Source organism: Methylocaldum sp. RMAD-M, from assembly GCF_017832375.1.
GTDB lineage: Bacteria > Pseudomonadota > Gammaproteobacteria > Methylococcales > Methylococcaceae > Methylocaldum.
The window spans coordinates 255,870-282,766 of record NZ_JAFIBZ010000003.1; the positions used below are offsets into that span (position 1 = coordinate 255,870).

At 59.1% G+C, this 26,897-nt stretch carries 23 protein-coding genes; 13 read left to right on the forward strand and 10 right to left on the reverse strand.

Annotated features, from left to right (window positions below; translation table 11 throughout):
* Positions 1-20: 20 nt before the first annotated feature.
* The 5 genes from JOD69_RS04870 to JOD69_RS04890 form a co-directional block, all read right to left on the reverse strand.
* Positions 21-485, reverse strand: a complete 465-nt coding sequence (locus JOD69_RS04870; RefSeq protein WP_086135050.1) for a hypothetical protein — start codon at positions 483-485, stop codon at positions 21-23.
* 189 nt (positions 486-674) lie between these two features.
* Complete coding sequence (locus JOD69_RS04875; RefSeq protein WP_086135051.1) at positions 675-3,467, reverse strand: Hsp70 family protein; 2,793 nt, start codon at positions 3,465-3,467, stop codon at positions 675-677.
* Positions 3,468-3,511: 44 nt separating this feature from the next.
* Positions 3,512-5,500 (reverse strand): Hsp70 family protein, encoded by a 1,989-nt coding sequence (locus JOD69_RS04880; protein ID WP_077729833.1) that lies wholly within the window; start codon positions 5,498-5,500, stop codon positions 3,512-3,514.
* Complete coding sequence (locus JOD69_RS04885; protein WP_077729832.1) at positions 5,497-6,138, reverse strand: DUF2760 domain-containing protein; 642 nt, start codon at positions 6,136-6,138, stop codon at positions 5,497-5,499. Before JOD69_RS04885 ends, JOD69_RS04880 begins: the two co-directional genes overlap by 4 nt.
* Before the next feature lie 120 nt (positions 6,139-6,258).
* On the reverse strand, positions 6,259-6,645 hold the full coding sequence (locus JOD69_RS04890) for a hypothetical protein (RefSeq protein WP_077729831.1): 387 nt from the start codon (positions 6,643-6,645) through the stop codon (positions 6,259-6,261).
* 203 nt (positions 6,646-6,848) lie between these two features.
* Here JOD69_RS04890 and JOD69_RS04895 point away from each other — a divergent pair, with 203 nt between their 5' ends.
* On the forward strand, positions 6,849-7,790 hold the full coding sequence (locus JOD69_RS04895) for a hypothetical protein (RefSeq protein ID WP_077729830.1): 942 nt from the start codon (positions 6,849-6,851) through the stop codon (positions 7,788-7,790).
* Positions 7,791-7,925: 135 nt separating this feature from the next.
* Here JOD69_RS04895 and queG read toward each other — a convergent pair whose 3' ends face one another.
* Positions 7,926-9,035: a tRNA epoxyqueuosine(34) reductase QueG gene (gene queG, locus JOD69_RS04900; RefSeq protein WP_086135052.1), complete on the reverse strand. Its 1,110-nt coding sequence runs from the start codon at positions 9,033-9,035 to the stop codon at positions 7,926-7,928.
* A 77-nt stretch (positions 9,036-9,112) separates the two neighbouring features.
* On the opposite strand from queG, the gene JOD69_RS04905 reads away from it, so the two are divergent.
* The 3 genes from JOD69_RS04905 to JOD69_RS04915 all read left to right on the forward strand — a co-directional run bounded on the left by JOD69_RS04905 (position 9,113) and on the right by JOD69_RS04915 (position 12,455).
* A complete protein-coding gene (locus tag JOD69_RS04905; protein ID WP_086135053.1) occupies positions 9,113-10,600 on the forward strand; it encodes an NAD(P)H-hydrate dehydratase in 1,488 nt (495 codons plus the stop codon).
* Positions 10,597-11,052, forward strand: a complete 456-nt coding sequence (gene tsaE / locus JOD69_RS04910; RefSeq protein ID WP_086135054.1) for a tRNA (adenosine(37)-N6)-threonylcarbamoyltransferase complex ATPase subunit type 1 TsaE — start codon at positions 10,597-10,599, stop codon at positions 11,050-11,052. The genes JOD69_RS04905 and tsaE overlap by 4 nt, the downstream gene beginning before the upstream one ends.
* A gap of 71 nt (positions 11,053-11,123) precedes the next feature.
* The gene (locus tag JOD69_RS04915) at positions 11,124-12,455 is read left to right on the forward strand and encodes an N-acetylmuramoyl-L-alanine amidase (RefSeq protein WP_240507089.1); all 1,332 of its coding nucleotides are present in this window, start codon (positions 11,124-11,126) and stop codon (positions 12,453-12,455) included.
* On the opposite strand, the gene JOD69_RS04920 is transcribed toward JOD69_RS04915, so the two are convergent.
* Positions 12,442-12,612, reverse strand: a complete 171-nt coding sequence (locus JOD69_RS04920) for a hypothetical protein (RefSeq protein ID WP_168175385.1) — start codon at positions 12,610-12,612, stop codon at positions 12,442-12,444. The genes JOD69_RS04915 and JOD69_RS04920 overlap by 14 nt on opposite strands.
* Between JOD69_RS04920 and mutL the strand changes: the two genes are divergently transcribed.
* Both mutL and miaA read left to right on the forward strand, forming a co-directional pair.
* Positions 12,605-14,392 carry a DNA mismatch repair endonuclease MutL gene (mutL, locus tag JOD69_RS04925; protein WP_210023808.1) on the forward strand — a complete coding sequence of 596 codons (1,788 nt, stop codon included), beginning with the start codon at positions 12,605-12,607 and terminating at the stop codon, positions 14,390-14,392. The two genes, JOD69_RS04920 and mutL, sit on opposite strands and share 8 nt — an antisense overlap.
* A 26-nt stretch (positions 14,393-14,418) precedes the next feature.
* Entirely contained in the window at positions 14,419-15,327 is a 909-nt protein-coding gene (gene miaA / locus JOD69_RS04930) for a tRNA (adenosine(37)-N6)-dimethylallyltransferase MiaA (protein ID WP_156879464.1), read from the forward strand.
* Between the two features lie 80 nt (positions 15,328-15,407).
* Here miaA and JOD69_RS04935 read toward each other — a convergent pair whose 3' ends face one another.
* The gene (locus tag JOD69_RS04935; protein WP_077729824.1) at positions 15,408-16,529 is read right to left on the reverse strand and encodes a PilT/PilU family type 4a pilus ATPase; all 1,122 of its coding nucleotides are present in this window, start codon (positions 16,527-16,529) and stop codon (positions 15,408-15,410) included.
* Positions 16,530-16,546: 17 nt separating this feature from the next.
* Positions 16,547-17,581 (reverse strand): type IV pilus twitching motility protein PilT, encoded by a 1,035-nt coding sequence (locus JOD69_RS04940; protein WP_077729823.1) that lies wholly within the window; start codon positions 17,579-17,581, stop codon positions 16,547-16,549.
* Between the two features lie 88 nt (positions 17,582-17,669).
* Between JOD69_RS04940 and JOD69_RS04945 the strand changes: the two genes are divergently transcribed.
* The 5 genes from JOD69_RS04945 to JOD69_RS04965 all read left to right on the forward strand — a co-directional run bounded on the left by JOD69_RS04945 (position 17,670) and on the right by JOD69_RS04965 (position 22,256).
* Positions 17,670-18,395: a YggS family pyridoxal phosphate-dependent enzyme gene (locus JOD69_RS04945; protein ID WP_086135057.1), complete on the forward strand. Its 726-nt coding sequence runs from the start codon at positions 17,670-17,672 to the stop codon at positions 18,393-18,395.
* A gap of 89 nt (positions 18,396-18,484) precedes the next feature.
* Positions 18,485-19,309 (forward strand): pyrroline-5-carboxylate reductase, encoded by an 825-nt coding sequence (gene proC / locus JOD69_RS04950; protein WP_086135058.1) that lies wholly within the window; start codon positions 18,485-18,487, stop codon positions 19,307-19,309.
* A gap of 2 nt (positions 19,310-19,311) precedes the next feature.
* Positions 19,312-19,887, forward strand: coding sequence for a YggT family protein (locus JOD69_RS04955; RefSeq protein WP_077729820.1), 576 nt, complete (start codon positions 19,312-19,314; stop codon positions 19,885-19,887).
* A gap of 1 nt (position 19,888) precedes the next feature.
* On the forward strand, positions 19,889-20,188 hold the full coding sequence (locus JOD69_RS04960; RefSeq protein WP_077729819.1) for a DUF167 family protein: 300 nt from the start codon (positions 19,889-19,891) through the stop codon (positions 20,186-20,188).
* An 82-nt stretch (positions 20,189-20,270) separates the two neighbouring features.
* A complete protein-coding gene (locus JOD69_RS04965) occupies positions 20,271-22,256 on the forward strand; it encodes a dynamin family protein (protein ID WP_077729818.1) in 1,986 nt (661 codons plus the stop codon).
* On the opposite strand, the gene trmB is transcribed toward JOD69_RS04965, so the two are convergent.
* The gene (gene trmB, locus JOD69_RS04970; RefSeq protein WP_086135059.1) at positions 22,253-23,002 is read right to left on the reverse strand and encodes a tRNA (guanosine(46)-N7)-methyltransferase TrmB; all 750 of its coding nucleotides are present in this window, start codon (positions 23,000-23,002) and stop codon (positions 22,253-22,255) included. The two genes, JOD69_RS04965 and trmB, sit on opposite strands and share 4 nt — an antisense overlap.
* Before the next feature lie 143 nt (positions 23,003-23,145).
* On the opposite strand from trmB, the gene JOD69_RS04975 reads away from it, so the two are divergent.
* Together JOD69_RS04975 and JOD69_RS04980 are read left to right on the forward strand one after the other, a co-directional pair.
* A complete protein-coding gene (locus JOD69_RS04975; protein WP_210023809.1) occupies positions 23,146-24,597 on the forward strand; it encodes a hypothetical protein in 1,452 nt (483 codons plus the stop codon).
* Between the two features lie 1,517 nt (positions 24,598-26,114).
* Entirely contained in the window at positions 26,115-26,390 is a 276-nt protein-coding gene (locus tag JOD69_RS04980; RefSeq protein ID WP_086135061.1) for a hypothetical protein, read from the forward strand.
* The last annotated feature ends 507 nt before the right edge of the window (positions 26,391-26,897 follow it).

Genomic DNA, 26,897 nt, shown 5'->3' on the forward strand with positions numbered 1-26,897 from the left:
GGGTCAATGATGTTCCTGGATCAGTGGCCGATCTCGTGTCCCAAGACGGCTCCGGCTACCGAGCCGGCGATGATGGCGCCATGATTGCCGTAGCCGACTTGTTCTCCAACCATGCCGCCGAGGACGCCACCCGCGACGATCGGTATGGCTCCGGACAAACCGCTGCTACGGCCGTAATAGGAAGGGTAATCGTCGTGATAGACGACTCGCGGCGGCTGGTAATGGTGAATATGGCGATGTACCACGCGCGGCGGCCGGTAATAACGTGGCGCAGGCTCGTAGTAATGGTGAATCACTCTCGGGCGGTGATGATCATGGCCGTGGTGATGATGTCCATGATCGTAGTGACCGTGGTGCCGATACCCATGATCGTGGTGGCCGCGATGATGGCCGTGGCCCCAATGGTCGCGGTCGGCGCGCGCGCCCGATGCAAAGGCGAGTAAGGCGATTGTGCTTAGGGCTATGATTTTATTCAGCGGTCTCATGACTTGATCCCCCGTTCAAAAACTCGAAACTGGCGCCGGATTCAAACCCGTGAGATTTGCCGGCAGGATAAAGATAGTCTTCTGTTCCTGAACGGAAGCTGAATGGGAATGGGCGGCTTTATGGCTCCGGCAGCTTATCGCTAACGATGCGCTTCCCTTCGTTCAGCGCATCCTACGGACTTCGCCGCATCAGGCAATCAGCTTCAGGCCGGGGGGCAATGCCTCGCCGAAGATGCGTTTTTCGTCGGCTTCGGAAAGTTCTTTTACTTCGGACACCATGCCAATCCAGGAGTCCGGCGCTTTGCCGACTCTCAGCCGCTCGATGACGCGTTGCCTCAGCGCCGGATCGATGTCACGCTCCCGGTCACCGCTGAGTCTCGCGATGAGAGCGGCGGCGAAGCCGGCATGCGGCTCTTTTTTGAAGTCGCGGCTCAGGATCTGGGCCAGCCATTCCCCGGCCGTGACGCGGGAAACCACGTTATGCACGCTGCCGTGGAACGGTACGCGAGCACCGACGCGGCCTAGCGCCCACCAGCTTTCGGCGGGTTCGCTGGGCTTGGACAGGCGCTGGAGAAGCCAGCTTCCCAATTCGGCCTTTTGGGATACGGGGAGCCGTTCCAGTACGGCCGCAAGTCTCACCATGTCCTCATAGCTGCGCTTTTTGGCGAGGGCAGGGAGATTGCCGCGCTTGGCGGTTTCCGGATTGATGAAGTCGGCCACATCCTTGAATATCGAAAGCTGCGCCTTTTCGTTCAAGCCGCCAGCCAGGCGGCGCCAGAACGTCCACCATTCAGTCCAGTTCTGGATTTCGTTGACGAATTGCAGACCTTGCCCGTAAATCGCGAAGACCTGTTCAACCCGCCAATCGTCCAAGGGATAGCCGAATCCGGGACGGAGGCAATATCCGGTCAGGCTGAACCACAGGCGCTCGTGCTCGGCCGATCGCCGCCGGTGAGGCAGGCCTTCCAGCAGGGCGCCGAACAAATCGCGTAATAGGGCGGTGTCCCAATCCGCTCGCGGTCCGAGAATCTTTTCAAGTTCGCCGCGCAATCCTTTGACCAGCTTGGTGTCGGCCGCTTTCGCTTTTTTCCCAAACACCAGGCGGACTTTCTCGACGGCTTCATCGAGGCGCGGGTGGTGCCGGGCTTCGGGCAAAACCGTCTGCGGGACGGCCTGCCGCAATTGGAACTCGATCCTCCATCGCCGGTCGGGATCGTCGGCTGCTACGCAGTGCAAATCGAGAGTGCCGACCTCGGTTAGGGATGCGGCGATCTGCACGGCTTGCTCCGTTCGCCCTTGTGCGCTTTCCCGCTCCAAGACAGCAGCGAGGGGCGGCAAGTGAACGAAACGGTCTCCGTCGATTTCGGCAAGGTCTCCCGGCTGGAAACGCCGGTCCTCGCTGGTTGAGGCCAGGTTGAAACGCACCGGTTGTCCTAGCCTGAGCAGGAAGGAGCGGTCGGTCAACACGATCTCCCGGCCCTCGTCGGTCCCCCGCGGCAGAATGCAGATACCCTTGGGGATCCCGTCCCGGCCGGTTTCCACCACCAGAAAATAGCTGCGCGCCGAGCCGCCGCCTATGCGCTGAACGGCATGGCCGCGCCGCGCGAGTCCGTAGGCTACCGCGCCGTAGGCTACTGCCAGATCGGGACGGTCGTTTTTGAGCAGGACGGGGCGTTGTTTTCCCCAAAACGTCACAAGTTCTACGAGACGCTGGGCTATGGTCGAGCTGCGGAACACGCCACCGTTGAGAAGAACAGCATCGGGAATGGGGTCGGCGGAGTCCGATCCGAGGGCCTCTCGCGCAGTTTCGAAGTGGTGAGTCAGAAAAGCAGCCAGATGCTTGCTGATCGCGGGATCGGCGGCGTAGGGCAGGCCGAATTCGACGACGCCGCTGCGTTTTCGGTCGGGATGATCGGCGAGGCTCACCATCGGGAAAAAACCGTCGAGAGCGATGCCATGGACCTCGCTTCGGGTCAGCTCGACCGAGCGCGCGCCTCCGATGAGCCGGGCTCCCGTGCCGAGTAGTGTTACGGTCGCGGCTTCCGGCGCATCGGGAGCCAGCAGCCGTTCCTTGGCTAACCGGCATTGTTCGACCAGTTGGGAAAGCTCGGCCGCAGACAGCTTTCGATCCTCGCCCACCAGGCGGCGTTCCGCAAGATGAGCCAAGGTGAGATCGATGTTATCCCCGCCCAGCATCAGATGATTGCCGACGGCGATACGGGTGAGCTTGGGTTCGTCCTCGCCTGGCTCGACCTTGATCAAGGTCAGGTCCGTGGTGCCGCCGCCGACGTCGCAGACCAGCAGCAAGCGCACGCCGCCGAGCTGCTGACGTAAGGACTGGCGGTGGTTCCAGAGCCAGTCGTAACAGACCGCTTGCGGCTCTTCGAGCAGGCGCACTGTCGCGAATCCGGCCAGCCGGGTGGCTTCGAGCGTTAGAGTGCGTGCGGCCTCGTCGAATGAGGCCGGTACGGTCACCACGATCTCCTGCTCTTCCAGTGGCGCCTCGGGATGGTGATGATTCCAGGCCGAACGCACGTGGCGGAGGTAGCTCGCGCTGGCTTCGACCGGAGAGATTTTCGGAATCTCCTCCGGCGCGCCCCAGGGGAGGATAGCGGCGGTCCGGTCCGCGGCGGCATGGGACAGCCAGCTCTTGGCACTGGTCACGAAACGTCCCTGGCTTTTCGAGCCCAAGATCCGCGCCAGCTTGCCGATGATCGGACGATAAGCCGACTCCGGCTCCGAAGAAGGCCAGGGCAATCGCACGTCCGCTACGGTCAGTTCGTCCGGCGATGCGTGATAGCGAACAGACGGCAGCAGCGGTTCAGCCGCCACTTCGCCCGGCGCAACCAATTGGTCGATTTGAAAAAGCTCGATTTCGGCCGGAGTACCTTTGGTGAGGTCTGCATGGGCGACCACGGTGTGGGTCGTGCCGAGATCGATGCCGACAAGATAGCGAGGCGTCTGGCTTGATGATGCGGGCATGGGTGAGGATGGCCGCAGGGGCATTGCCCCTGCGGTTTGCAGGATTATTTATTGAAAGACCAAAAACTTTTTTTGGCCGAAGCGTCGTCGCCAGGTGCTTCCGAAGCTGCTTCGTCGGATGCGGTTTCGGTCGCCCGCTCGGAGAGATTGCCTAAGATCGGTTCCTCCGGTGCGACATTTTCATCCGACGGCAAAGGCTTTTCGCCTGCACGGACATCGAATTCGACGTTCCAGCGTTTGTCGCCGTCCTTAGCGACCGCTTCCAGTTGCAGCGTGCCCACTTCGGTGACCCTGGCGGCCAAATGAACCGGGACCACATCGCCCGCCTGGTACTCTTCTGCCGGCAAGGTGACCTCGATTTCGTCCAGTTCTTCCATTTCGTCTTCCGACCAGTAGTCGAGGCGCGTGCCGACCACGTCGTCGCGGCGGACGTTGGACGCGAAGAAACGGAAGCGCACTGGCTCGCCCACGACCAATCCGAACTCGTAAGGCGGCAGATCCGCCTCGGTACCTTCCTCCATGCCGAAAGGCGCGATGCACAGGGCCTCGATCGGCGGGGCGAAGCCCGGTACGGCGGGCATGGCGCTCTCGACGCCCACGTAATAGGCAGCACCGGTGCCGCCGCGGATGCGGACCCCACGACCTTTGCGGACATAGCCGTAATAAGCGGCACCACGGGCCACGGCTAGATCCAGGTCGGCGCCGTGCAGCAGTCGGGCATGCGGTGCGTCGTCGGCCTGAAGCCAGCTATTGAGTACATCGAGCAAGCGCTTTTCGAGCGCCTCGGACTTGAATACACCCCCGTTGAGGAGCAGCGCGGTCGGATGCAGGAACTGGGCATCGGCAGGGAGGTTGAATCCCTGCAATTCGCCGGTCGCGCCGATCTGTCGGCTCAGGAAGGCGGCGAGATGACAGGTGATCCGTGCGTCCTTGGCATACGGAAGGCCCAGGGTGGTCAGACCGGTGCGAGCCTGAACGGCAGGACGGTCTGTGATTTGCACCTTCGGAAAGAAGCCTTCGACCAGGGTACGTCCGACCTCGTCGCGGGTCAGGCTGGTACGCAGCGTGCCGCCGATGAGCGACGAACCGCGGCTGGGGACGACGACGGCGACTTCGTCGGTATCCGAGTCGGACAGCAAGGATTCCTTGGCGTCCCGGCAGCCGTGCATGAGTGCCTGGATCTGCCAAGGTTCCAGCCGTTTGCCCTCGGCTTCGAGCTTCATTTTCAAGACATAAGCCAAGGCGAGGTCCATGTTGTCCCCGCCGAGGAGAATGTGATCGCCGATGGCGACGCGGTTGAGGATCAGATTGCCTTCCTCCTCGGTCACGGCGATCAGCGACAAATCGGTGGTACCGCCGCCTACGTCCACGACGAGAATGATGTCGCCCGGCTTGACCTGCTCGCGCCATTTTCCTTCGCTGGTCTGAATCCAGCTGTACAGCGCCGACTGCGGCTCCTCGAGCAGAATGGCCTGGCGCAGGCCCACGGCGTGGGCGGCTTCCACGGTCAGTTCCCGAGCCGCCGGATCAAAGGACGCCGGTACGGTGATCACCAGTTCCTGCTCGCTCAGGGGCGCGTCGGGATAGCGGTCGTTCCAGGCGTCACGCATGTGGCGGAGATATTCGATCGACGCTTGAAGAGGCGAAACGCGCTTTACTTCCTCCGGTGACTGAACGGGCAGGATTGGCGCGCGGCAGTCGACGCCGCTGTGAGATAGCCAGCTCTTGGCGCTGCTTACCAGCCGGATGGGCGTTTTGCCGCCGAGTTGCCTTGCCAGGTCACCGACGATGGCTTCCGGATGTTCGTTCCAGGGCAACACGATGTCGCTCGGTGCGAGCTCGGCCTCGTGAGCCTGGTAAAGAAACGAAGGCAACTGCCTTTTTTCGCCGACCGTACCGGGCGACGTCAATTGCGGGATATCCAAAACCTCGATCGGCGCTTTTTCGCCGTCGCACTGGCTGAGATCGACATAGGACACGACGCTGTTGGTCGTGCCGAGGTCGATGCCGACGGAATACTGGGTTTCGCTCACAATTCCACCTCTGCTTGGGCGATGATGCGTACGTCATGTCCTTCGGCGATCTTGGGCAGTCTGACGGCCGTAGCGCGCCAGCCGCGGTGTATCAATGTGCCGGTGAACGGCGGATCGCCGACGATGTTGCCCGTGGGCCTTACGCTCGAAGCGTCGAAGCCTTTGGGCAGAGTAACGCGGGAGTTCTCCTGCTCTTTGCGCACCGGTTCAAGCTCGAAATGCTGGCTCAATACTTTGCGGCATCCCTCGTGTACGACTCGAGCCGCCGCGCCGATCTCGGCGTCGGAATAGGCGCCGACGTTCTCCTGAACGAAGTCGATAAAACGGGCTTCTTTCTGCAAAAGTCCGAGAAGCTGTAGGGCCGCATCCGGTGTGGCTTCTTTGACAACCACCGGCTCCGGCCGTTCCGGTTTGACGACTTCCAAGGGTTTGGGTGCCTCCCTGACCGGAACGGGGGCCGGTCCGGCGGGGACCGGCGCAACGACTGGTTCGGCTGCCCGCCGCCCACGGCGCATCAAAGCGATGACGGCTACGGACAGCAGAAGGATCTGCAGAATCAGCAGAATGACCACGAGGGCTGCAAGTCCGATGTGTACGGCGTCGAGCGTGGTCGGAATGAGAGTTGGGTCGAATTGCATTCGGATCCTCTTTGCGTTGAGTGGTGCCCTGGGACGCAGGCGCGGTTGGTGCGGCAAATACAGCCGCCGGCATCGGCGGGACAGCCGGCCGAAAACTAAGCGCGGGGTAGGACGATCGTATTAGGGCTGCCCGGTCGCGGCTTGAGCCGCCTGAGCACCCATCAATGTGCGCAGGACCTGACGTGCGGCCTGAGTACGGCGGCTGCGCATATATCGTTCGGAGATCGTGCCGGGTACTTTTTCGCTATCGAACGCCGCCTTGACCTTCGACAGCTTCTCTTCGCACGTTTTCAAAACGCGATCGGTGAGTGCACGCGAATCCGCCTGCTCGCCGACCCGCGCACGGGTTTCGCTGTTGACGCAGGTCTGGTATGCGACTAAAGCCAGGTTGACTTTCTCCAGAGTCTGGTCCGAAAGGGTGGTGCCCTGCCATTCGTCTTCCGCCCGGACGGTTTGCAGGGCGGACAAAGCGATTGCGGCGAGCAGCACGCGAAAAAAAAAGTTCATGGGCGTTAACTCCTTACGAGTTGGAGACGAATGCACCGGATTTTACGCTATGTCGAGGGAGGGCGGAACGCCGAATCCGCCGCATCGGCTTGGCGCGGCAGCTTTGGGACGCGGTAGTGCAGTGTGCTAACCTTCAACGGCGTGGGTTTACGCCGGACTTTCGGCGTGGGACGACAACAAACGAAAATAACCGGAGAAGAATAATGAAACTAAAGTCTTGGTTAGTGGGGGCAGCGGTTCCATTTCTCGTGAGCTGCGCGGCGACGGTGGATAAATCGTCGGTGCAGGCCACGCACGTGGCGCCGGTTTCGACGCAGGTGGAAGTGGTGCGGATTCCGTTCGACGGTTCTCAACCCATGTACGTCGTCACGGTGGAGCCTTTGAGTGTCGGAACCGGTTCGGGGGGCGGCGTGACACAGGCTCCGACCGGGGCCCGCTACGGCTGGGGACCCTTCGGCTGGGGTATTCTCGGAGGGGCCGCACCTACGGCACCGGGGGCTTACACGCCCGACCATCAAGGTATGAGCGATCGCGTCGGGCAAGGCGTCGCCGCGCAATTAATCAGTGCCCTCGGCAACGTAGGGAACATCGTGGTCGTCGACTACGAACATTACCGCAAGAACGAAAGCAATCCCGCAAAGCTGCTGAATCCCGGCGAGGTCGGGCCGTTCGTGATCAAGGGTACGATCACGGAATTCAACGAGGTTGCCGAAGCCAACGACGAGCGCAAAGGTGGATCGCTCGGCTGGGCAGGAACAGTGCTCGGCATCGCGGGCGCCGTTTCGGGGACACCCGCCGCGGGCATCGCCGGTGCTGCCGTATCTGCCGCCAATCCGACTTGGGAAAACACCAAGGCCCGGCGAACCGGGGCGGTGGGCATGGACCTGCAAGTGGTCGAGCCTAGCAGCGGCCGCATGGTGGGAACGATTACTTCCCACGGCTCCTTCACCTCCGAATCCGCCACCAGCGGTTTCTCTTTGTTCGGCGTCGGGGGCGGGGAATCCGCGTTTGCAGCGAGCGCCCTGGGTCAGGCGACCCGCGCCGCGCTCAACGATACTCTGAAGCAATTGTCCGACCAGCTTCGCATCAAGGGTCCCGCCTTTGTCAAAGCATCGGCTCCCGCCACTAAGAAAACGCGGCGTTAAGGAAGCTCTGAGCAAGTGGATTCCGTTCATGCCCCTTCGACAGGCTCAGGAGAGCGTTCGACAAGCCTGTCCTGAGCCGAGTCGAAGGGCTCAGGGCGAACGGCCTACTGGGATACGCTCTTAATCAGAGCTTCTTTAGGACGTAGAAGACGCTTGGGCTCCCGCACGGTGCGGCTGTCGCTCGTTGGAGCAGTGCCGTGCAAGCGCCCAGCGCACGTGCTCCCTGATCAAAGGCAACGGGTCGTCTATCCGCGCTCGTAACGCGTCGACGATTTTAGTAGACGTTTCAGCGTTACCCAAGGCCACGGCGATATTCCTGATCCAGCGTTCGTAACCGATGCGGCGTATGGCAGAGCCTTCGGTCTTATGTAGAAACGTCGCTTCATCCCAGCGGAAAAGGTCGATCAGCCCGGCGGTATCGAGACCGTGGCGCGGCATGAAATCCGCTTCCTCGGTCAGCCGCGCATAGCGGTTCCACGGGCATACGAGCTGGCAGTCGTCACAGCCGTAGATGCGGTTGCCGATGGCGGTGCGAAATTCTTCGGGAATCGGTCCGCGCAACTCGATGGTCAGATAGGAGATGCAGCGCCGGGCGTCAAGGCGATAAGGCGCAACGATCGCTTGGGTGGGGCAGACCTCCATGCAGGCGGTGCAGCTCCCGCAGTGATTGGTCGTTTCGGCATCGATGGGCAAGGGGAGATCGGTGTAAATCTCCCCCAGGAAGAACATCGAGCCTGCTTTGCGGTTGATCAAATTGGTGTGCTTGCCGATCCAGCCGAGCCCGGCTTTGGCGGCGAGCGCCTTTTCCAGCACCGGCGCGCTGTCGACGAAGACCCTATAACCGAAGGGGCCGATTTCGACTGCGATGCGCTCGGCCAATTGCTGTAAGCGGTTGCGGAGCACCTTGTGGTAATCGCGGCCAAGGGCGTAGCGGGAGATGAACGCGGCGGTCTGGTCGTCCAGCCGCTCCCTAACCGTGGTTCGATTCTCCGGGAGATAATCCATGCGTACGCTGATGACCCGGAGCGTACCGGGAACCAGCTCTTCCGGACGGCTGCGCTTGGTGCCATGCCGCGCCATGTAGTCCATTTCTCCGTGGAATCCCTCGTCTATCCATTTTTGAAGCTGCTGTTCGGCCGCAGAAAGGTCGGTATCGGCTATTCCGACCTGCTGAAAGCCGAGTTCTTTGCCCCAGGTCTTGATTTTGGCGGCGAGAGCGGAGTAATCGCGAGCGGACGAAGTCACAGAAGTGTGGAGGCGGTGCGGAGTTTGAGCCAGAATGTAAACGGAACGAGCGTAGTTTGGGTACAGCTTACTGGGTTATGAGCGAACGATACAGCCGAAGTTTCCCGAAGGATCTTTATCGCGCGGAGGACGTGCGCGCCATGGACCGTTATGCCATCGAAACGGTGGGCATTCCCGGCATCGAGTTGATGCGCCTCGCCGGCGCATCGGCCTTTGCCGCTTTGCACGAACGCTGGCCGGGAGCGCGCACGCTGTCGGCGATTTGCGGCGGCGGCAACAACGGAGGAGACGCTTATGTGGTCGCCCGCTTGGCGCACGAGGCGGGGATGGACGTGCGGGTTTATCCGGTTTCGCCGCCCGCGAATCTCAAGGGGGATGCCCTGGCGGCTTACCAGGATTATCGAGCGGCGGGCGGCGAAATATTGGATTTTATCCCGGCCGATTTCGAGGGTGCGGAAGTGCTGGTCGACGGACTTTTGGGCACCGGCTTGGATCGGAAGGTCGACGGACTTTACGCGGACGTGATCAGGGCCGTCAACCGGTTCTCCGGTCGGGTGATGGCGCTGGATATTCCGTCCGGGCTTCATGCCGATACCGGTTCCGCTCTGGGCGTTGCCGTCAAGGCCGATTTGACCGTGACGTTCATCGGTCTCAAGCAGGGGCTCTTTACCGGTGAAGGTCCGGAATACACAGGCGAGATCGTCTTTGCCGATCTGGGCACACCGCCGGAAGTGCGATATTCCGTCGAACCTTCGGCCATGCTGCTGCCGCCGTGGGAACGCGGCTTGCCGGCGCGTCCGCGTTATGCGCACAAAGGTCATTTCGGTCATGTGCTGGTGGTCGGGGGCGATTGCGGCTACAGCGGCGCCCCTCGCATGGCAGCGGAGGCCGCGGCTCGGGTCGGAGCGGGGTTGATTAGCATCGCCACGCGGAAGTCCCATGCCGACTCGCTCAACCTGACCCGGCCGGAGCTGATGTGCCACGGCGTCGAAACCACCGAGGACTTGCGGATACCCTTGGAGCGGGCCACGGTCGTTGCTATCGGGCCTGGCCTGGGCCGTTCGGAATGGGCGAAGGCGCTGCTCGGCACGGTGTTGGAAACCGATTTGCCGGTCGTGGCGGATGCCGACGCGCTCAATCTTCTGGCGGAAAGCCCCCGCAAACGGGACAACTGGACCATCACGCCCCATCCGGGGGAAGCGGCGCGGCTGCTCGACTCGTCTTCCGCAGACATACAGAAAGATCGATTCAGCGCCGTTCGGAACCTTCAGGCGAAGTTCGGCGGCGTAGCCGTATTGAAAGGTTCCGGCAGCCTGGTCTGCGGCTCGGACGGATTGCCCTATGTCTGTACCGCCGGCAATCCCGGCATGGCCAGCGGCGGCATGGGCGACGTGCTGACCGGCGTTATCGCGGGATTGCTGGCGCAACGTCTGGATCTTTTCGAGGCGGCGGCCTTGGGCGTGCAATTGCATGCCGCGGCAGGTGACGAGGCGGCGAAGGCCGGTGAAAGGGGGCTTTTGGCCTGCGATTTGATGGATCCTTTGCGCCGGCTCGTCAATTTATGAAAGTGACTCTTAGGGACGAGGCGGAAACTCTTGCATTCGCCGGGCGCGTCTATCGAGCCATGCCGTCGAACGGGCTCGTCTTCCTGCACGGAAACCTCGGCGCCGGCAAAACCACCTTCGTGCGCGGCTGGCTCCGGGCAGCTGGCTTTTCGGGGCCGGTGAAAAGCCCGACTTTCACGCTGGTCGAAGAATACCCGATCGAGGAGCGGATCGTTTACCATTTCGATTTGTACCGGCTGAACGATCCGGAAGAGTTGGAGTGGATGGGGTTCCGGGACTATCTACGGCCGAACGCGGTTTGCTTCATCGAATGGCCGGAGCGCGGCGCGGGGCTATTGCCCGAGGCGGATCTCGAGATCCGCCTGGAAATATCGGGTACGGGGCGCATGGCGGAGGTATCGGCCGGCACCGACTCCGGTGTAGCCGTATTGGCCAGGCTGCAAGCCGAGTAGCCTATTTCCTTGCGGTTTTCCGCAGCTCGGACTATGTTTTCCGGGGGCGTTCACGCATGGCGGCTTCGTTCATGGAAAAAAAAACTCTAATCACATGGCTGGTGTTCACGTTTTGCGGCTACGCGCCGCTGGTTTTCGGCGCGCCCGTGCAGATGAACTCGGTGAAGCTTGAGTCCGCCGCGCAGAGTTCACGGCTGGTTTTCGATTTCTCGGCGCCGCCCAAATACCGAATCTCCCGCGGAAGCAAGCCGAATCAGCTGCAAATCGACTTCGAAAATATTTCCCTGTCCGGAAAACTCGGACAACCCCCGGCGTCTCATCCCCTGATCGCGAAGCTCATTCCGGTTTCGGGCAAGGCCAAGGACAGCCCCAGGATTTTGCTCGATCTTAAACGCCCGGCCGGATACAAGTCTTACGTCACCCGTCTCACGGGAAGCTCGCGCCTGGTGCTCGAACTGACGCCCCCGATTTTGACCGCCCAGGCGGGAGACAAGGCGGCTTCCAAGGAGCCGGTCAAATCGGCAAAACCGACTAAGATTGCTGCGGCGCCGAAAGCGGCTCCCAAGCCGGTCGCGGCCAAGGCCTGGATCTCGCCGGGCGAAGCGAGGCCGGTCCGTTTCCTGAAGCCGGCGCTGGCCAAGGAGCGGGTGATCGTCATCGACGCCGGCCACGGCGGCAAAGATACCGGCGCGATCGGCCCCAACGGAACCTACGAAAAAGACGTGGTGCTGGCTATCGCCCGCAAGCTCGAACGGCTGATCGGAGCCGAACCGGGCATGCGGGCGGTCATGGTGCGCAAGAGCGATCAGTTCGTCGATTTGCGCGAGCGGGCGGAACTTGCCCGCAAGGCGAAGGCGGATTTGTTTATTTCCTTGCACGCGGACGCCTACGTCGCCAATGACGTAAAGGGGTCTTCCGTATTCACTCTGTCGGATCACGGCGCTTCGAGTGAAGCCGCTCGCTGGCTGGCGGACCGGGAAAACGCCGCTTTGGTGGGCGGTGTTCAGCTCGGGGGAAAAGACAAATTGCTGGCTTCGGTGCTGCTCGATCTGTCGCAAACCGCCACGCTAGATGCCAGCAACCGCGCGGCCGCAAAGGTATTGGGAGAGCTAAGAAAGGATTTCCATCTACATCACCGAGACGTGCAAAAAGCCGGTTTTGCGGTGCTCAAGTCGCCGGACGTTCCCTCGATACTGGTGGAGACGGCGTTCATATCCAATCCGGACGAAGAGCGTAATCTGCGCAATTCGAGCCATCAGGATCAGGTGGCTCGCGCCATATTCGACGGCATCCGCAATTATTTCGCCGAAATTCGGCCGATGGTTCCGGTCGATCTGCGCATGGCCGATGCTCTGGAGAGCGTGGCCGAATCCGACGGCAAGAAGCCGGTCATTCGAAAATAGAACGCTTGCGCCGAAGGTCGGCAAAAGCACCTTTATCCCCGTCTTTCATAATTTCTGTATTTTCCCGAGAATAGCAAGGTATTGAATCCTTGCTCCCGCGGTTCTGTCTAACCGCCAAACCGTTTTCTCGATCGCCGATTCCATCTGCCATGCCCATCCGCATTCTCCCTCCGCAACTCATAAACCAAATCGCCGCCGGGGAGGTGGTCGAGCGCCCCGCCTCGGTGGTGAAAGAATTGGTCGAAAATGCCTTTGACGCCGCCGCGCGCTCGGTAGCCATCGACGTGGAACAGGGCGGATTGCGCATGATGCGCATCCGCGACGACGGCTGCGGCATCGATAGAGAGGAATTGCCGCTCGCCCTGTCCAGGCACGCCACCAGCAAAATCGCCAGTCTGGAGGATCTGGAGCGGGTCTCCAGCATGGGATTCCGGGGCGAAGCTTTGCCCAGCATCAGTTCGGTGGCGCGCTTGACGCTGACCTCGCGGATACGCGGCGAGCGTTGCGCCTGGCGTGTCACCGCGGACGGGACGGAAACCGATTTCGACGTGCAGCCGGCGGCCCATCCCGAAGGCACGACGGTGGAGGTTCGCGATCTCTTCTACAACACGCCGGCGCGCCGGAAGTTTCTCCGGTCGGAAAAGACCGAGTTCTCCCATATCGAAACACTGATCAAGCGTATGGCGCTGAGCCGGTTTGAAGTGGGATTTTCCTTGAAGCACGACGAGCGGACGGTATTGAGCTTGCGGCCGGCGGAAACCCAGGCCGAAATCGAGCGACGCCTGGCCTTGGTGCTCGGTGAGGCGTTTCTGGAAAACGCGCTGGCGGTGGAGTTTTCGGCGGCGGGTCTCAGGCTTTCCGGGTGGGTGGGGTTTCCGACGTTCTCCCGCAGCCAGGCCGACATGCAGTTCTTCTACGTCAACGGGCGTTTGGTCCGGGACAAGCTGGTGAGCTATGCCGTGAAGCAAGCTTATCAGGACGTGCTTTACCACGGGCGCCAGCCGGTGTACGTGCTGTATCTGGAGCTGGACCCGACGTTGGTCGATGTCAATGCTCATCCCGCCAAACTCGAAGTGCGTTTCCGCGATTCCCGGACGGTGCACGATTTTCTGTTTCGCGCGTTGCACCGGGCTTTGGCCGAGATCAAGCCGCGGGCTGTCGAGGCCGAGGCGGTGCCCCATCCGGAAGACAGGCCGGCGCGTGCAGTTTCGGCACCCGAGTTTTCTAAACCGCACCGCCAAGCTACGCTGCCGTTTCAAGTGGCCGAGGCGATTCAAAGTTATGCCGATCTTTATTCCGCTCCGGCTCCTAAGCCGGAAGCGCCGCAGGAACCGGAGCCAGATGAGCAAACGACTCCGCCACTCGGTTTTGCGGTGGCGCATCTTCATGGCGCTTTCATTCTGGCCGAGAGCCGCAACGGGCTGATCGTGGTGGACGCTCACGCCGCCCACGAACGCATCACCTATGAAAAGCTGAAGGAGCAGGTCTGCGCGGGATCGGTTCCGATGCAGCCCTTGCTGCTGCCTATCCGAATTCAGGTTACCGCAGCCGAGGCCGACTTGGCGGAGGAGGCGGGCGGTGTGTTCGGAAGCCTCGGCATCGAACTTCGCCGAAGCGGCCCGGATACGCTCATGTTGCGAGCGGTGCCGGCCTTGCTGGCGGATGCGGATGGCGAGCGCCTGGTGCGCGATGTGTTGGCCGATCTCAACCAGCATGGACGGAGCGTCCGGATCGAGCAGTCCATGAACGAGGTTCTGGCGACCATGGCCTGCCACGGATCGATCAGGGCCAACCGCAAGCTGACCGTGCCGGAAATGAACACGCTGCTCCGCGACATGGAAGCGACGGAGCGCAGCGGCCAGTGCAACCACGGGCGCCCGACCTGGGTCGAGCTAAGCCTCAAGGATCTGAACCGCTTGTTCATGCGCGGCCAGTGACTGAATTACCACCCGCTATCGCCCTGATGGGGCCGACCGCCTCGGGCAAAACGCGGCTGGCCATCGAATTGGCCAAGACGCTGGACGGAGAAGTGATCAGCGTCGATTCCGCACTGGTTTACCGGGGCATGGACATCGGCACCGCCAAGCCGAGCTTGGAGGAAAGGGCAGGCATTCCGCACCATCTGATCGACATTCTTGATCCAGCCGAATCCTATTCCACCGGGCGTTTTCGGGACGAGGCGCTCGCGGCGATGCAGGACATAACAAGCCGCGGCAAGCTGCCGATTCTCGCCGGCGGCACGATGCTGTACTTCAACGCCTTGTTTTACGGGCTTTCGAGTCTGCCCGCTGCCGATCCCGAGATTCGGCGGCAGATCGACGAGGAAGCGGCGAGGGTCGGCTGGGCGAAACTGCACGAGGAACTCGGTCGAATCGACCCGGAAGCTGCGCTTCGCATTCATCCCAACGATCCCCAGCGCATCCAGCGGGCCCTGGAGGTATACCACGCGACCGGGGTTCCGCTGTCCGTGCTGTGCGCCGAGACCCGATCGCCGCCTTTGCCGTTCGATCTGATCAAACTCATCGTCGCGCCGGCAAGCCGCGAGGCCCTGCATGAACGGATTCGCCAGCGCTTCTTGACTATGATCGAAGGCGGATTTATCGACGAAGTCCGCGCCTTGCACGAACGGGACGATCTCCACGCCGATCTGCCCTCCATTCGCGCCGTCGGCTATCGACAGGTCTGGGCTTATCTCGAGGGCGAATACGACCGCGGTACCATGATCGAGCGCGGTATCATCGCCACCCGCCAATTCGCCAAGCGGCAGTTCACCTGGCTGAGGCGTGAGAGGGATGCGCTACGGTATGCCAGCGAGGACGAGAGGTTGGTGGAGTCCGTATTGCGAGACGTGACGGCCCGCCTGAAGCGGTAGAGCGGGGAAGGACGAGCGTCGCATCCGTCTCGCGTACTGATCAGAACGCAGGTAAAGGGCGTGGAGTTTTTATGAGGAGGTCAATTGTCGTCCGCGATGGACATGGTGTCATTCCGGCCCGCATATTTCTCGAGGTTGCCTTCCTCGCCCAGCTTGATCATCAGTCTGACTTCGTTTTTCGAATCCGCGGCATGTAGGGCATCCTCGTACGTGATCTTTCCGGCCTTGTACAGATCGTACAAGGCTTGATCGAAGGTTTGCATACCCTGTTCCCGTGAATGTTTCATCAGTTCCTTCAGCTTATGTACCTCGCCTTTTCGGATGAGATCTGAAGCGAGCGGGGTGTTCAAGAGAATTTCCACCGCCGGATATCGTCCCTTGCCATCGGCCCTGCGAATGAGCTGTTGAGCGATGATGCCCCGGAGGTTGAGGGATAGATCCATGAATAGCTGCGGGTGCATCTCTTCAGGAAAAAAGTGAAGGATTCGGTCCAACGCCTGATTGGCGTTGTTGGCGTGCAGCGTGCTAAGGCAGAGATGGCCCGTCTCGGCAAAGGTGATGGCATGCTGCATCGTCTCGCGGGTCCGGATTTCCCCGATCAGAATAACGTCGGGTGCCTGCCGCAGCGTATTCTTGAGCGCCACCTCGTAGGATTCGGTATCGATCCCGACCTCGCGCTGGGTGACGATGCAGCCGGCATGCGGATGCACATATTCCAGCGGGTCTTCGATCGTGATGATATGCCCGCTCGAATGCTCGTTCCGATGTTTGATGATGGCCGCCAGCGATGTGGATTTTCCCGTTCCGGTCGCACCGACGAACAGGATCAAGCCGCGTTTGGTCATCGATAATTCATTGAGGATCGGCGGCAGATTCAGATCATCGACCGTCGGAATGTTCGTTTCGATCCGCCGTAACACCATTCCGGCGGTGTCTCTTTGAATGAAGGCGCTGACGCGGAAGCGACCTAGGCCGGGCGCTGAAATCGCGAAATTGCACTCCTTGGTATTCTCGAATTCGTCGCGCTGGCGTTGGTTCATGATCCCGATAACGATCTGCCGCGCCTGCTCTTTGCTCAGCTTGGCGTTCGATATCGGCTGAATGACGCCGTCGATCTTCATGCACGGTTCTTTATTGGTGGTGATGAAGAGGTCGGACGCTTTTTTCTGCGTCATCAGCATGAGCAAGGATTCGAAGTCCACGAGCTTGTTCTCCGGCTTTAGAATGCGGCTTTATTGACGGCTCTGACCCGAGCGGCGGCACGCGCCACGACGCCTTTTTCGACCAGTTCCTGCAAGTGCTGGTCGAGCGTTTGCATGCCGTCCTTGCGACCGGTCTGGATGGCCGAGTACATCTGTGCGACCTTGTCTTCGCGGATGAGGTTGCGGATCGCCGGCGTGCCCACCATGATCTCCCAGGCCGCCGTGCGTCCGCCGCCATTTTTCTTGAGCAGAGTCTGGGAGATCACGGCCTGCAGGGATTCGGACAGCATCGACCGAATAATGCCTTTTTCGGCGGCCGGGAAAACGTCGATGACGCGGTCTATGGTCTTGGCAGCCGAGTTGGTGTGCAGGGTACCGAAAACCAAGTGACCGGTTTCGGCGGCGGTCAACGCGAGGCGGATGGTTTCCAGGTCGCGCATTTCGCCGACCAGAATCACGTCGGGGTCTTCGCGCAGAGCCGAGCGCAAGGCTTCGTTGAAACCCAAAGTATCCCGGTGAACTTCGCGTTGGTTGATCAACGATTTTTTGCTGGAGTGCACGAACTCGATGGGGTCTTCAATCGTCAGGATATGAGAGTACTGGTTCGAGTTGATGTGGTCGATCATCGCGGCGAGGGTGGTCGATTTGCCCGAGCCGGTGGGCCCGGTGACCACGATCAGGCCGCGAGGGTGCATGGTGACGTCCTGGAAAAATTTGGGGCAACCCAGTTCCTCCAATGTCAAAACCTTGGACGGAATGGTTCGAAATACCGCCGCCGCGCCCCGGTCCTGGTTGAACGAGTTGACACGAAATCGCGCGACGCCGGGGAGCTCGAACGAAAAGTCGGTCTCCAGAAACTCCTCGTAATCGCGCCGCTGCTTGTCGTTCATGATGTCGTAGATCAGCGCGTGCACCTCTTTGTGGTCGAGCGCCGGCACATTGATGCGGCGTATGTCGCCATCCACGCGGATCATCGGCGGAAGTCCGGCGGACAAATGCAGGTCGGATGCATTGTTCTTGACGGAGAAAGCGAGCAGTTCGGCGATATCCATGGATTCTCTTCTGTAATGGCTCTTGTGTAAGCGTTGGTCGGTAGATACCCTTACCCTCCGGTCAAGTATAGACAAACGTATCAGCAACATGAGGAGTCAAATACAACAGCGCCTGGACGCCGTACGCGAGCGAATTCGACTCGCGGAGACGGCAGCCGGTCGATGCCGGGGCTCGGTTCGGCTGATCGCCGTAAGCAAGACTCAGCCTGCGGAGGCGATTGCCGCCGCTTATTACTGCGGTCAGCGGGAGTTCGGGGAGAACTACGTTCAAGAGGCTCTGGCCAAGCAAGATAAGTTGGCGCATTACGATATCGGCTGGCATTTCATCGGACCCATTCAATCCAACAAAACCAGGTCGATCGCGGCTCGTTTTTCCTGGGTACATAGCGTCGACCGATTCAAGATCGCGGAGCGCCTGAGCGATCAGCGTCCCGAAGAGCTGCCGCCGCTCAACATCTGCATTCAAGTCAACGTCAGCGGAGAAGCGACGAAATCGGGCGTTGCCCCGGAGGAGCTCGACGGGTTGGTCGAAGCGATCGCGGAACTGCCTAGGCTTCGTGTCCGCGGGCTTATGGCCATTCCGGCCCCGACGGACACGATCGACCTTCAGCGCGCATCGTTCCGGAGCTTGCGGCAAGCCGCGGAACGCTTGGGCCACCTTGGGCTCGATACGCTGTCCATGGGGATGTCCGACGACCTCGAAGCGGCCGTCATGGAAGGTTCGACCATGGTACGTATCGGCACGGCGCTGTTCGGGCCGAGGTCAAGCCGTGACATGGCCGTGCTCGATGCCGGGAGCGTTTCGGACGGCTGAGGGACACTTGTCGGCTTATACGGCGAACGGGACGTTTTTGGGGCCGTGTCTCGGTTAGAATACGTCCGTTGGTTCGGAGATGATTTCAAATGAAAAAGCAAACTTTAGGGTTTATCGGCGCCGGAAATATGGCGAGCAGCCTGATCGGCGGTCTCATTTCGGATGGCTATCCGGCGGACAATATTTTCGTGTCGGACGTCGACACCGCGAAGCTGAAGGATTTGGCCAGCCGTTTCGGCGTCCATACGTTCGAAGATAACAAATCCTTGGTCGAGCGCTCCCAGACCGTGTTGCTGGCCGTTAAACCGCAGATTCTTGAACAGGTGGCTCGAGAAATTGCCGGCCCCGTGCGGCAACGCGGCCCCCTGATGATCAGCATCGCCGCGGGTGTTCGCGAGACCGCCCTCGACCACTGGCTGGGCGGCGGCGCAAGCATCGTGCGCTGTATGCCCAATACTCCGGCGCTCGTGAAAACCGGGGCTACCGCATTGCACGCGAACGATCGAGCGAGCGCCGAACATAGAAGTGTGGCGGAAGCGATAGTCCGTGCCGTCGGCATCGCAGTGTGGGTAGAAAAGGAAGAGCTCCTGGATTTGGTGACGGCGCTTTCCGGAAGCGGACCCGCTTACTTTTTTCTGTTCATGGAGGCCATGGAGGATGCGGCGACCGAAATGGGAATGGACAAAGCTACGGCGCGGCTTCTTACCCAGCAGACGGCGCTTGGTGCGGCGCGCATCGCCATAGAATCCGAAGACGGTCCGGCGGAATTGAGAAGAAGGGTTACCTCGCCCGGCGGTACTACGGAAAAGGCAATAGAGGTATTCGAGCGCGGAAGCCTTCGTAGCCTTGTGCTTGACGCCATGAAGGCGGCAAATGCGCGGGCGGCAGAATTGTCCAAGCAACTGGGAGGTTGACGATGTCTCCGGATTTTCTGGTGAATCCCGCTGTTTTTCTGATCGATACGCTCTTCAGTCTTTATATATTCGCGATACTGCTGCGGTTCTTGTTTCAGTGGGTCGATGCGGATTACTACAATCCGATTTCCCAGTTCTTGATCAAGATCACGCACCCGCCGCTTCGCATGTTCCGCCGCTTTATTCCGTCCGTCGGCCGCGTCGACACGGCTTCGCTCGTCTTGATGCTGGGGCTGCAAATGCTGAGCGGCTATCTGATATTCGTGCTTCAGGATACGCGGATCACATTTGCGGCATTGAGTCTGTGGGCTGTCGTGCAGCTCTTGGATTTGCTGTTCAATGTCTATTTTTTCGCCATCATCATCCGTGCGGTCCTGAGTTGGGTCAGTCCAGGGAGCTATAACCCCGCGGTTTCCCTCCTTTACAGCCTTACCGAGCCGCTGCTTCGCTTCAGCCGTCGGCTTTTGCCGCCGATAGGGGGTATCGATCTCTCGCCGTTGATCCCCTTGATCGGCATACAACTCGCCAAAATGCTTGTGCTGCCCCCGCTGCAGCAACTCACGAATCTGCTGAACTGACTTGAGCGATTGGTATACCTGGGACGGCCAGGCACTGGTGCTGAACGTCCACGTACAACCTCGCGCCGGTAAGGACGAGATTGCGGGTTTGCATGGCGATCGGCTCAAGATCCGCATCAAAGCGCCGCCTGTCGACGGCAAAGCAAACCGTTATCTAATCGACTTCCTGGCAGACGTTTTCGGCGTCGCCAAACGCGATGTGGTTTTGCTGGCCGGTGAAACCGGCCGGGATAAGCGGTTCAAAATCTGCTCTCCAAAACGCTGGCCGGCATGGTGGGCAGAGCTCTCGAAAATGGACTGAATTTTGAATTGGTCTAAACTTCATCCCAACTGTCCCCAGAATTGCACTTTATTCCACTAGACGATCGGGTCGAGAGTCGGAGATGAGCATCATTCATTTAGAAGACAAGCTGCGAGGCTACGGCCAGTGGCGTGAGCAACTGAGCCAGGCGGTTGAGCGATATCGTTCCTGGCTTGATCAGCATGAATTGAACAGCGATGCCGTAAATGAAACTCTTCTGGGCATGCTCGACAGCTTGCGCGCGGATCGTATTGTGCTTGCCTTCGCCGCCGAATTTTCGCGAGGCAAGACCGAGCTCATTAACGCTTTGTTTTTCTCGGATACCGGTGTTCGGCTTTTGCCATCATCTCCCGGAAGAACAACCATGTGTCCGACGGAGATCTTTTACGACCCCGAAGGCGGTGCCTATATCCGACTCTTGGCGATCGAGAGCCGTCTGAACCAGGCATCGCTCAGCGAATACAAGCGACACCCGCAGAGTTGGATGCAGATCGAATTGGATTGCACCTCGCCGGTGCAAATGCAGGAAGCATTTCAAGAGCTGACCGCAACCAAGCGTGTGCCGCTCGAAGAAGCGAAGCAGCTCGGTCTGTACAACGAAGATCTTCATCCGGGACAGGTGGTGGCGCCGGAGACCGTCGAGATTCCGTGCTGGCGTCACGCATTGATCAGTTTTCCGCATTACCTCTTAAAGGAAGGCCTTACCATTCTGGACACACCCGGTCTCAACGCACTCGGGGCGGAACCCGAGTTGACCTTGCACATGCTGCCCAGCGCTCAAGCGGTTATCTTCGTGCTTGCAGCGGATACCGGGGTTACCAAGAGCGATCTGGATATGTGGTGCAACCATGTTCGGGGTTCCCGCCAAGGCCAGCAGAAAAGAAGCGGTCTGGCGGTGGTCATGAACAAGATCGATTCGATGTGGGGGGATTTGCACGGAGACGACGTCATCGAGAAATCGATTCGCGCCCAAATCGACTCAGTTGCCAGAACTTTGGAAGTCGACGCGAGCTCGATTTTTCCCTTGACCGCCAAACAGGCTTTGCTTGCCAAAGTGAAGGGCGACCAAGAACTCCTGGAAAAAAGCCGTCTCCATCTTTTTGAGAGTTTCTTGGCCGAAAAAGTGGTAAAGGAGAGGCAGAATCTGCTGATGACGTCGGTCACCGAGAGGATCGGCCATTTGGTTACCGAATCGACCGGTGTACTGCAGGCCCATATAGCGGATGCCGAGCGCCAGATCAACGATCTCCGCAATGTCGATGTCAATAATCGGGACAAGATCAAGCAGCTGATGACCGAGACCCGAGACCAGCAAAATGCTTATTTGGCCAGCGTAAACCAATTTCAGGCGAGCCGACGGGTGTTCGCGGTGCAGGCCAAGGCTTTGGTCGAGTCCCTGGCGCCGGAAAGCATCGATGAGATTATCAAGCGAACTCGGCGGCAGATGGCCGGAAGTCTGACGACGATCGGGATGAAATCGGTCATGGCGGGAGTGCTCGAGGAGTTGAACGGCGTGCTTGTCAAAGCCGTGTCGATCTCTGAGGAAAGTCGAAAACTGGTGAAAGGGATATACGGAAAATTCCAGGAGGAATATGGCTTTGCCGATCTCAAGGCGCCGTCGCTCTCGCTCAAGAAATATCAGGCCGAACTGGAGCGGGTATTCAAGGAAGGGGAGGCTTTCAGAGACAGTGCTTCGTCAACTTTGATGGAGCAGAGCATGGTTGTGGTAAAGCTTTATACAACGGTTGTCGCCCGCGCCCGAGAGCTTTTTCTGCACGCACACAAGGATGCGGTGGGTTGGTCCGGCATGGCCCTTACGCCGCTTATCCATCAAATTCGGGATCATAAACGCGTAATCGAAAGCAAGCTGGACGTATTGCGCAAGATCAACGAATCCAGTCACTCCTTGGATCAGGAGATCGCCGCGCTCACCCAGGCTTTGGAGCCGCTCCGTCGGCAATACGATGAACTCCTGGCCATACGGCAAGCGATGCAGCTGGATGACGTACAGCCAGAGGTCGAGGCGGAGGAAGAGCCGTTCCAACCCGCGGAAGCAGTGGCCGGCTAAAGATCGTCTGCTCGCCGGATAAAAATCAAATCCCATACGCCGTGTCCGAGCTCTTGTCCGCGGCGTTCGAATTTGGTCAACGCTCTGTGCGTCGGGCGAGGGGAAAACTTGCTCCCGCCTGCGGTGTTTTCAAGACGATCGCAATGTTCGAGCACGTCCAGCATGTGCTGAGCATAATCTTCCCAGTCCGTGGCGGCATGAAAATAGCCACCGTACTTGAGCTTCCGCGCTACGAGGCTGATAAATTCCGGGTTGACCAGTCGGCGCTTGTGGTGGCGCTTTTTGGGCCACGGATCCGGGAAAAACAAGTTCACGCCCGAAAGGCTTCCGTCAGCGATCTGATTTGTCAGGATGTCGACAGCGTCGGCGCAAAAAATACGCACATTATTTAGTTCGCGTTCTTTTAGGCGCGCCAGCAACTGCGCGACGCCAGGTCGGTGGACTTCTACGCCTATGAAGTTGGTCTGCGGCTGGTTGCCGGCGAGTTGTGCCAGAGTTTCGCCGTTACCGAAGCCGATTTCGACGACCAGAGGCGCGCCCCGGCCGAAAATCGCCTCGAAATCGGGGGGCGTATCGGCGACATTTAGTCCATAGATGGGCCAAAGAGCCTCCATGGCTCTCCGTTGCGCTACGGTGAATCGACCTTGGCGGAGAGTGAAGCTGCGGATGGAACGGTGGTGCGAATCACTGTCTTGGACCGAGTTGTTCGAGCCGGAATTAACGGACGCGTTTAGGCTGTCGTTCATGGGCAGGATGCCTGATTTCGAATTTGTTCGGAAGTGCGGAACCGAAAAGATGGAAGAACTCGACCGACTATTTTAGCGGAGCCGGCCTCGACTCGTGCTCCTGTTCCGCCGCATAAATAGGTGAGAATTATAAAATGGTATCCATGCTTGACGGACCAAAAAATACGATGGATTTTCCGGTATTAATCGAACTTTATCGGTCGACATTCGTAGGCGTCATTCAAGATCGCTTTCGCTACATGTTGGACGATTTGAATCTAGCGACGGCTGTTCAAAACATCGAAAGCTTCGATTCGACATTACAGGATCATCTTGCCGACGTGTGGACAACTCTTCACCTTGATCAAGAGGTCGTTTCGGAAAGTCTTAGCCAGGAATTGCTGGGTTCTTTTGCGCGTTTTTCGGATCAACAGGATGCCGGCAAGCAGAACTCTAGCGCGGACGCCGGTGACCGTGCATGGCAGACCGGCCAAATACCAGGCTATCGGCGGACATTTGCGGTGGACGAGCATCTGGCCCGCAGGGTTCGGGACGTCGAACTCCAACACGGTCAAAGTATTCGTCGTCTCGATGAAACCTACGCCGAGGTAGTCGGCCGAGCGCTTGATTCATTACCGGCCACACCCTGGAGCCCCGTCGCGATATTGGATGCGTTGTCAGCGGTTCTCGATCGGATCGAGGTTCCGATTCATCAAAAAGTGCGCCTAGTATTGTACGAAAAATTCATCAAAGACGTTCTGAGACACCTTGGCGAAGCATGCCTCGCATTTCGGCATGCTTTGAACGAACACAAAAGTAAAAGTGACGCGCGCGGCACGCCTGCCCGTGCGAAGGAGTTGAAGCCGCCGTTCGCCGACAGAATTGTGCCCGAGGAAAAGGCGATTTGGGATGCGGTCGGTTACGGGGCTGGCCCGATAAGCCCAAGCCCAAAGAAGCGCGGCGAAACCGAATATGAGGAGGAAACGGCTACCGCGCCGGCGGAGTGCCGTGAGGGTGGGTCTCAAAAGCCATGGTTCCGCCGTTACGCTCACGTGCTTGCTTCTTTGCTCCTGACCATATTGCTTGCGACCGCGGCTTGGCAGCTGGGTACACGGTTTGCCGAGCATCGGCACGGACGTGTCGCGCAAGACGAAGCTCGCCGGCAGACCGAATCGGCGAGCTTGGATGAAAAAGCCCTGCTTCGGGAGAGTACGTCGACTAGCATCGGCGAAGGGATCACGCCGCCGGATGGTTCATCGCCCGAACTCACCAAGGAAGAATCCGTGCAGCCCCCGACCGGTTCCGACACGCGTGCGAAATACGAAATCCTACGCGCGATCGAGCTGACGGATTTTAGCTGGACTTTAGATCCAGCAGACAAAACGATGTTGTTCGATTTTTCTATCAAGAACGGCAGTGAACGGCGAATCAGCGGAATCGAAGTGGTTTGTCTTCAGTATTCCAAGGATCTGGAGCTTTTGGAGCCTCTAAAAGCCGTATTATCGGGAACGATCGAACCGAACACGACTCGAACCTTTTTGCAAATTCCTGCGGGACTTGCGAATGACAGCGTCGGTCGGGTCAGTTGTGTGATTCCGGACGTAAACCTGGAATAAGTGTTTGTGTCCGACAGCCAACTGAAAGCAGCCTCAGTTCTACTATTCGCATGCAGTCTACCGAACAGCTCATCTTGCAGTGGTAAAATGGTCCGGGATGGACGTTTGAGATGCAGCAATCGTTGATGGCCACGTCGCTTTTTGCGCGTCCGGCGCTAATTCCAACGTTCTGTCACGAAAGGCACATCTGTGGATAACGCGCGCCTGCGGATGAGAAGCCTTCAGTGAGCGGTAGCGGTGGCATAGCGCCACTGGGGCGGAAGCGTTTGAATTCCCCCCGCCGGCGGCAGGCTGAATCGCTACGGTCGCTTGTAAGTATCCGAACGATTGCGAGCAGTCGTCGACCGTTTCCTGCTCGCAATCATCCGGGCTTGTTCGCATTGTTTCCAGTGAGCGGACGAGAAAGCTTCTCGTTTAAGGTGTCGTATTGCTTTCTGGCGATGGGGGCGGCGTGACGGGCACCACTTCCGTTTGGTTCGGTTTAGGCAGATCGGAATCTGGGGCCGGAGTCGGAGCGGTTAACTCCTTTGGCGGCATGCTGGGTTGTTGCTCGGATCGCTCGCATCCCATCAGCAACAAGGGTAGAGCCAAGAAAATAGGGTGTGCTGTCCTAAGTAGTTGCCGTACTTTCATAAGTGTCTCCCAAAATTATCGAGGGTAGAGAATTTAGGCTTGTCGACTTGGCCTAAGCGATAACCAGCAAAACCTATGCCAGATCTAATTGGGAGGGCATGGTCGACATCGATAGGAAATCCATAAATGCAAGGTACGGGTGCGAGACCCGAGTTACTGCGGCGTTGATCGAAAAGAACTGCCGCTGATCACCAGAGACTTTAGCTGTGGGGCCGGTGGTGGATGGAGGCGCCTCGTTTGTGGAAATGACGCCACTGCACGACGTCCGCTGTCGGGGGCGGTTTCAGCGCGAACCGCCAACCGGTGCTCAAGCCGCAGCCGAGGGAAATCCATCGGCAATGGGGGAAACCGGTCGTTCCATGCCGATTGCGTAGTCATACTTTTAGGAACCCCGGTTCCCAACGGCAGCGGAGAATTGGCAACAGGTATTCCCCTCGCGCGGGGGCGCAGGGCCGATTTTGTGCGCTCGACCAGTTCCGAGTAATGGTCAAATTTTGCCGGCCCGTCAACTTTCGAGCATAACTCCCAGTTCCAACTGGGCCAAGAGTCGGACGTAGTTCTGCGATGTTCGACACCTGGTACAGAGGAGGCTTTATGAGGCGGCTCCCCTCGTTTCCGGCGGCTTTTTTACAATCCCCCGGCCTTTTGAAGGCCTTTCGACGCGCCCGTTTTCATTGTTCCCACAGGCACCCGAGTTGAATCTTGTGTCCATCCACAATCGCTCTGTGACTGTAGTCGCAGAACGACGGTTTTCGTGAAGAATATTCGAAGTTCGCCATATTATTTCCAATAATCATAAAGTTGTTGCATTGGCCCTGGTCTTGCTTGGAGGTGTCGTTGTGGCTCCGACCATACTGCCTCTAACCATCAAAAGGAGTGTATCCATGGCTACAAAATCTACGTTGAGCCTTCTGGCCGCTGTTATTTCGCTATCCTTCGGTACGGCCTACGCGTTCCGCGACGCGGGCGACCCCGCGGTGCCCGGCGCCACCACTCCCCAGCCCGAGGAACAGTCAACTGAGAGATCGCTAACCAAGAAAGACGCCCTGGCCAATGGGGTCCCGGAGGAGATATTCAACATGGCTGACACGAACAAGGATGACAAGCTCGATGCCGAGGAAATCACCGCGTATAACGAGAAAGTAAGCAAGAAGCGCTGAGCTTCGGGGCGATAAGACGGCCGGGGCACCTGGACCCCGGCCGTCTTGTTTCAATCAGATCCTCCACACTCGCGGAACCTCGCTTTGTGCCGAACCGGTCGGTAAAAGACCAAGGTCATAATCGGCTTAATTTCGATGTCCGTGTCACCAGGGGTAGTAATCGTAATTCAATACTAAGCCGCAACTCGACTGCATCGGTCGAATCGGTCTCACCGATACCGCGCCTTCTCCATGTAGCCATATTACTCGGGCTGCACTGCGCGTTCCGATACGAACAGCGCTCGGGTGAGTACCAGCGACCTTAATCCAAACGCCTTCCTCTGTCCTGATCGCGTTTCATGACCGCCAACGAGGTTGTTGCTTTGCTGAAAAGCTTAGCAATTTAGTCAAGAAAGATATTGCAAAGCGACAACGAGCCTTTAAAATGTGCATATAGATGCATAAATTACTTTACTTTCTAAGTAGTGAGAGGGAATGGCGATTATCGAAGTTTGTGCGATTTCCACC

Excerpts from the sequence above, each read along its gene's own strand:
- JOD69_RS04920 (WP_168175385.1), bottom strand. The coding sequence starts at position 12,612 with ATGGGCATGGCAGATGGAATCGGCGATCGAGAAAACGGTTTGGCGGTT.
- JOD69_RS04905 (WP_086135053.1), top strand. The coding sequence starts at position 9,113 with ATGAGCGAACGATACAGCCGAAGTTTCCCGAAGGATCTTTATCGCGCG.
- JOD69_RS04955 (WP_077729820.1), top strand. The coding sequence starts at position 19,312 with ATGTCTCCGGATTTTCTGGTGAATCCCGCTGTTTTTCTGATCGATACG.
- proC (WP_086135058.1), top strand. The coding sequence starts at position 18,485 with ATGAAAAAGCAAACTTTAGGGTTTATCGGCGCCGGAAATATGGCGAGC.
- mutL (WP_210023808.1), top strand. The coding sequence starts at position 12,605 with ATGCCCATCCGCATTCTCCCTCCGCAACTCATAAACCAAATCGCCGCC.
- JOD69_RS04890 (WP_077729831.1), bottom strand. The coding sequence starts at position 6,645 with ATGAACTTTTTTTTTCGCGTGCTGCTCGCCGCAATCGCTTTGTCCGCC.
- miaA (WP_156879464.1), top strand. The coding sequence starts at position 14,419 with ATGGGGCCGACCGCCTCGGGCAAAACGCGGCTGGCCATCGAATTGGCC.
- JOD69_RS04965 (WP_077729818.1), top strand. The coding sequence starts at position 20,271 with ATGAGCATCATTCATTTAGAAGACAAGCTGCGAGGCTACGGCCAGTGG.
- JOD69_RS04975 (WP_210023809.1), top strand. The coding sequence starts at position 23,146 with ATGCTTGACGGACCAAAAAATACGATGGATTTTCCGGTATTAATCGAA.
- JOD69_RS04875 (WP_086135051.1), bottom strand. The coding sequence starts at position 3,467 with ATGCCCGCATCATCAAGCCAGACGCCTCGCTATCTTGTCGGCATCGAT.
- JOD69_RS04945 (WP_086135057.1), top strand. The coding sequence starts at position 17,670 with ATGAGGAGTCAAATACAACAGCGCCTGGACGCCGTACGCGAGCGAATT.
- JOD69_RS04895 (WP_077729830.1), top strand. The coding sequence starts at position 6,849 with ATGAAACTAAAGTCTTGGTTAGTGGGGGCAGCGGTTCCATTTCTCGTG.
- JOD69_RS04915 (WP_240507089.1), top strand. The coding sequence starts at position 11,124 with ATGGAAAAAAAAACTCTAATCACATGGCTGGTGTTCACGTTTTGCGGC.
- tsaE (WP_086135054.1), top strand. The coding sequence starts at position 10,597 with ATGAAAGTGACTCTTAGGGACGAGGCGGAAACTCTTGCATTCGCCGGG.
- JOD69_RS04885 (WP_077729832.1), bottom strand. The coding sequence starts at position 6,138 with ATGCAATTCGACCCAACTCTCATTCCGACCACGCTCGACGCCGTACAC.
- JOD69_RS04940 (WP_077729823.1), bottom strand. The coding sequence starts at position 17,581 with ATGGATATCGCCGAACTGCTCGCTTTCTCCGTCAAGAACAATGCATCC.
- JOD69_RS04870 (WP_086135050.1), bottom strand. The coding sequence starts at position 485 with ATGAGACCGCTGAATAAAATCATAGCCCTAAGCACAATCGCCTTACTC.
- trmB (WP_086135059.1), bottom strand. The coding sequence starts at position 23,002 with ATGAACGACAGCCTAAACGCGTCCGTTAATTCCGGCTCGAACAACTCG.
- JOD69_RS04980 (WP_086135061.1), top strand. The coding sequence starts at position 26,115 with ATGGCTACAAAATCTACGTTGAGCCTTCTGGCCGCTGTTATTTCGCTA.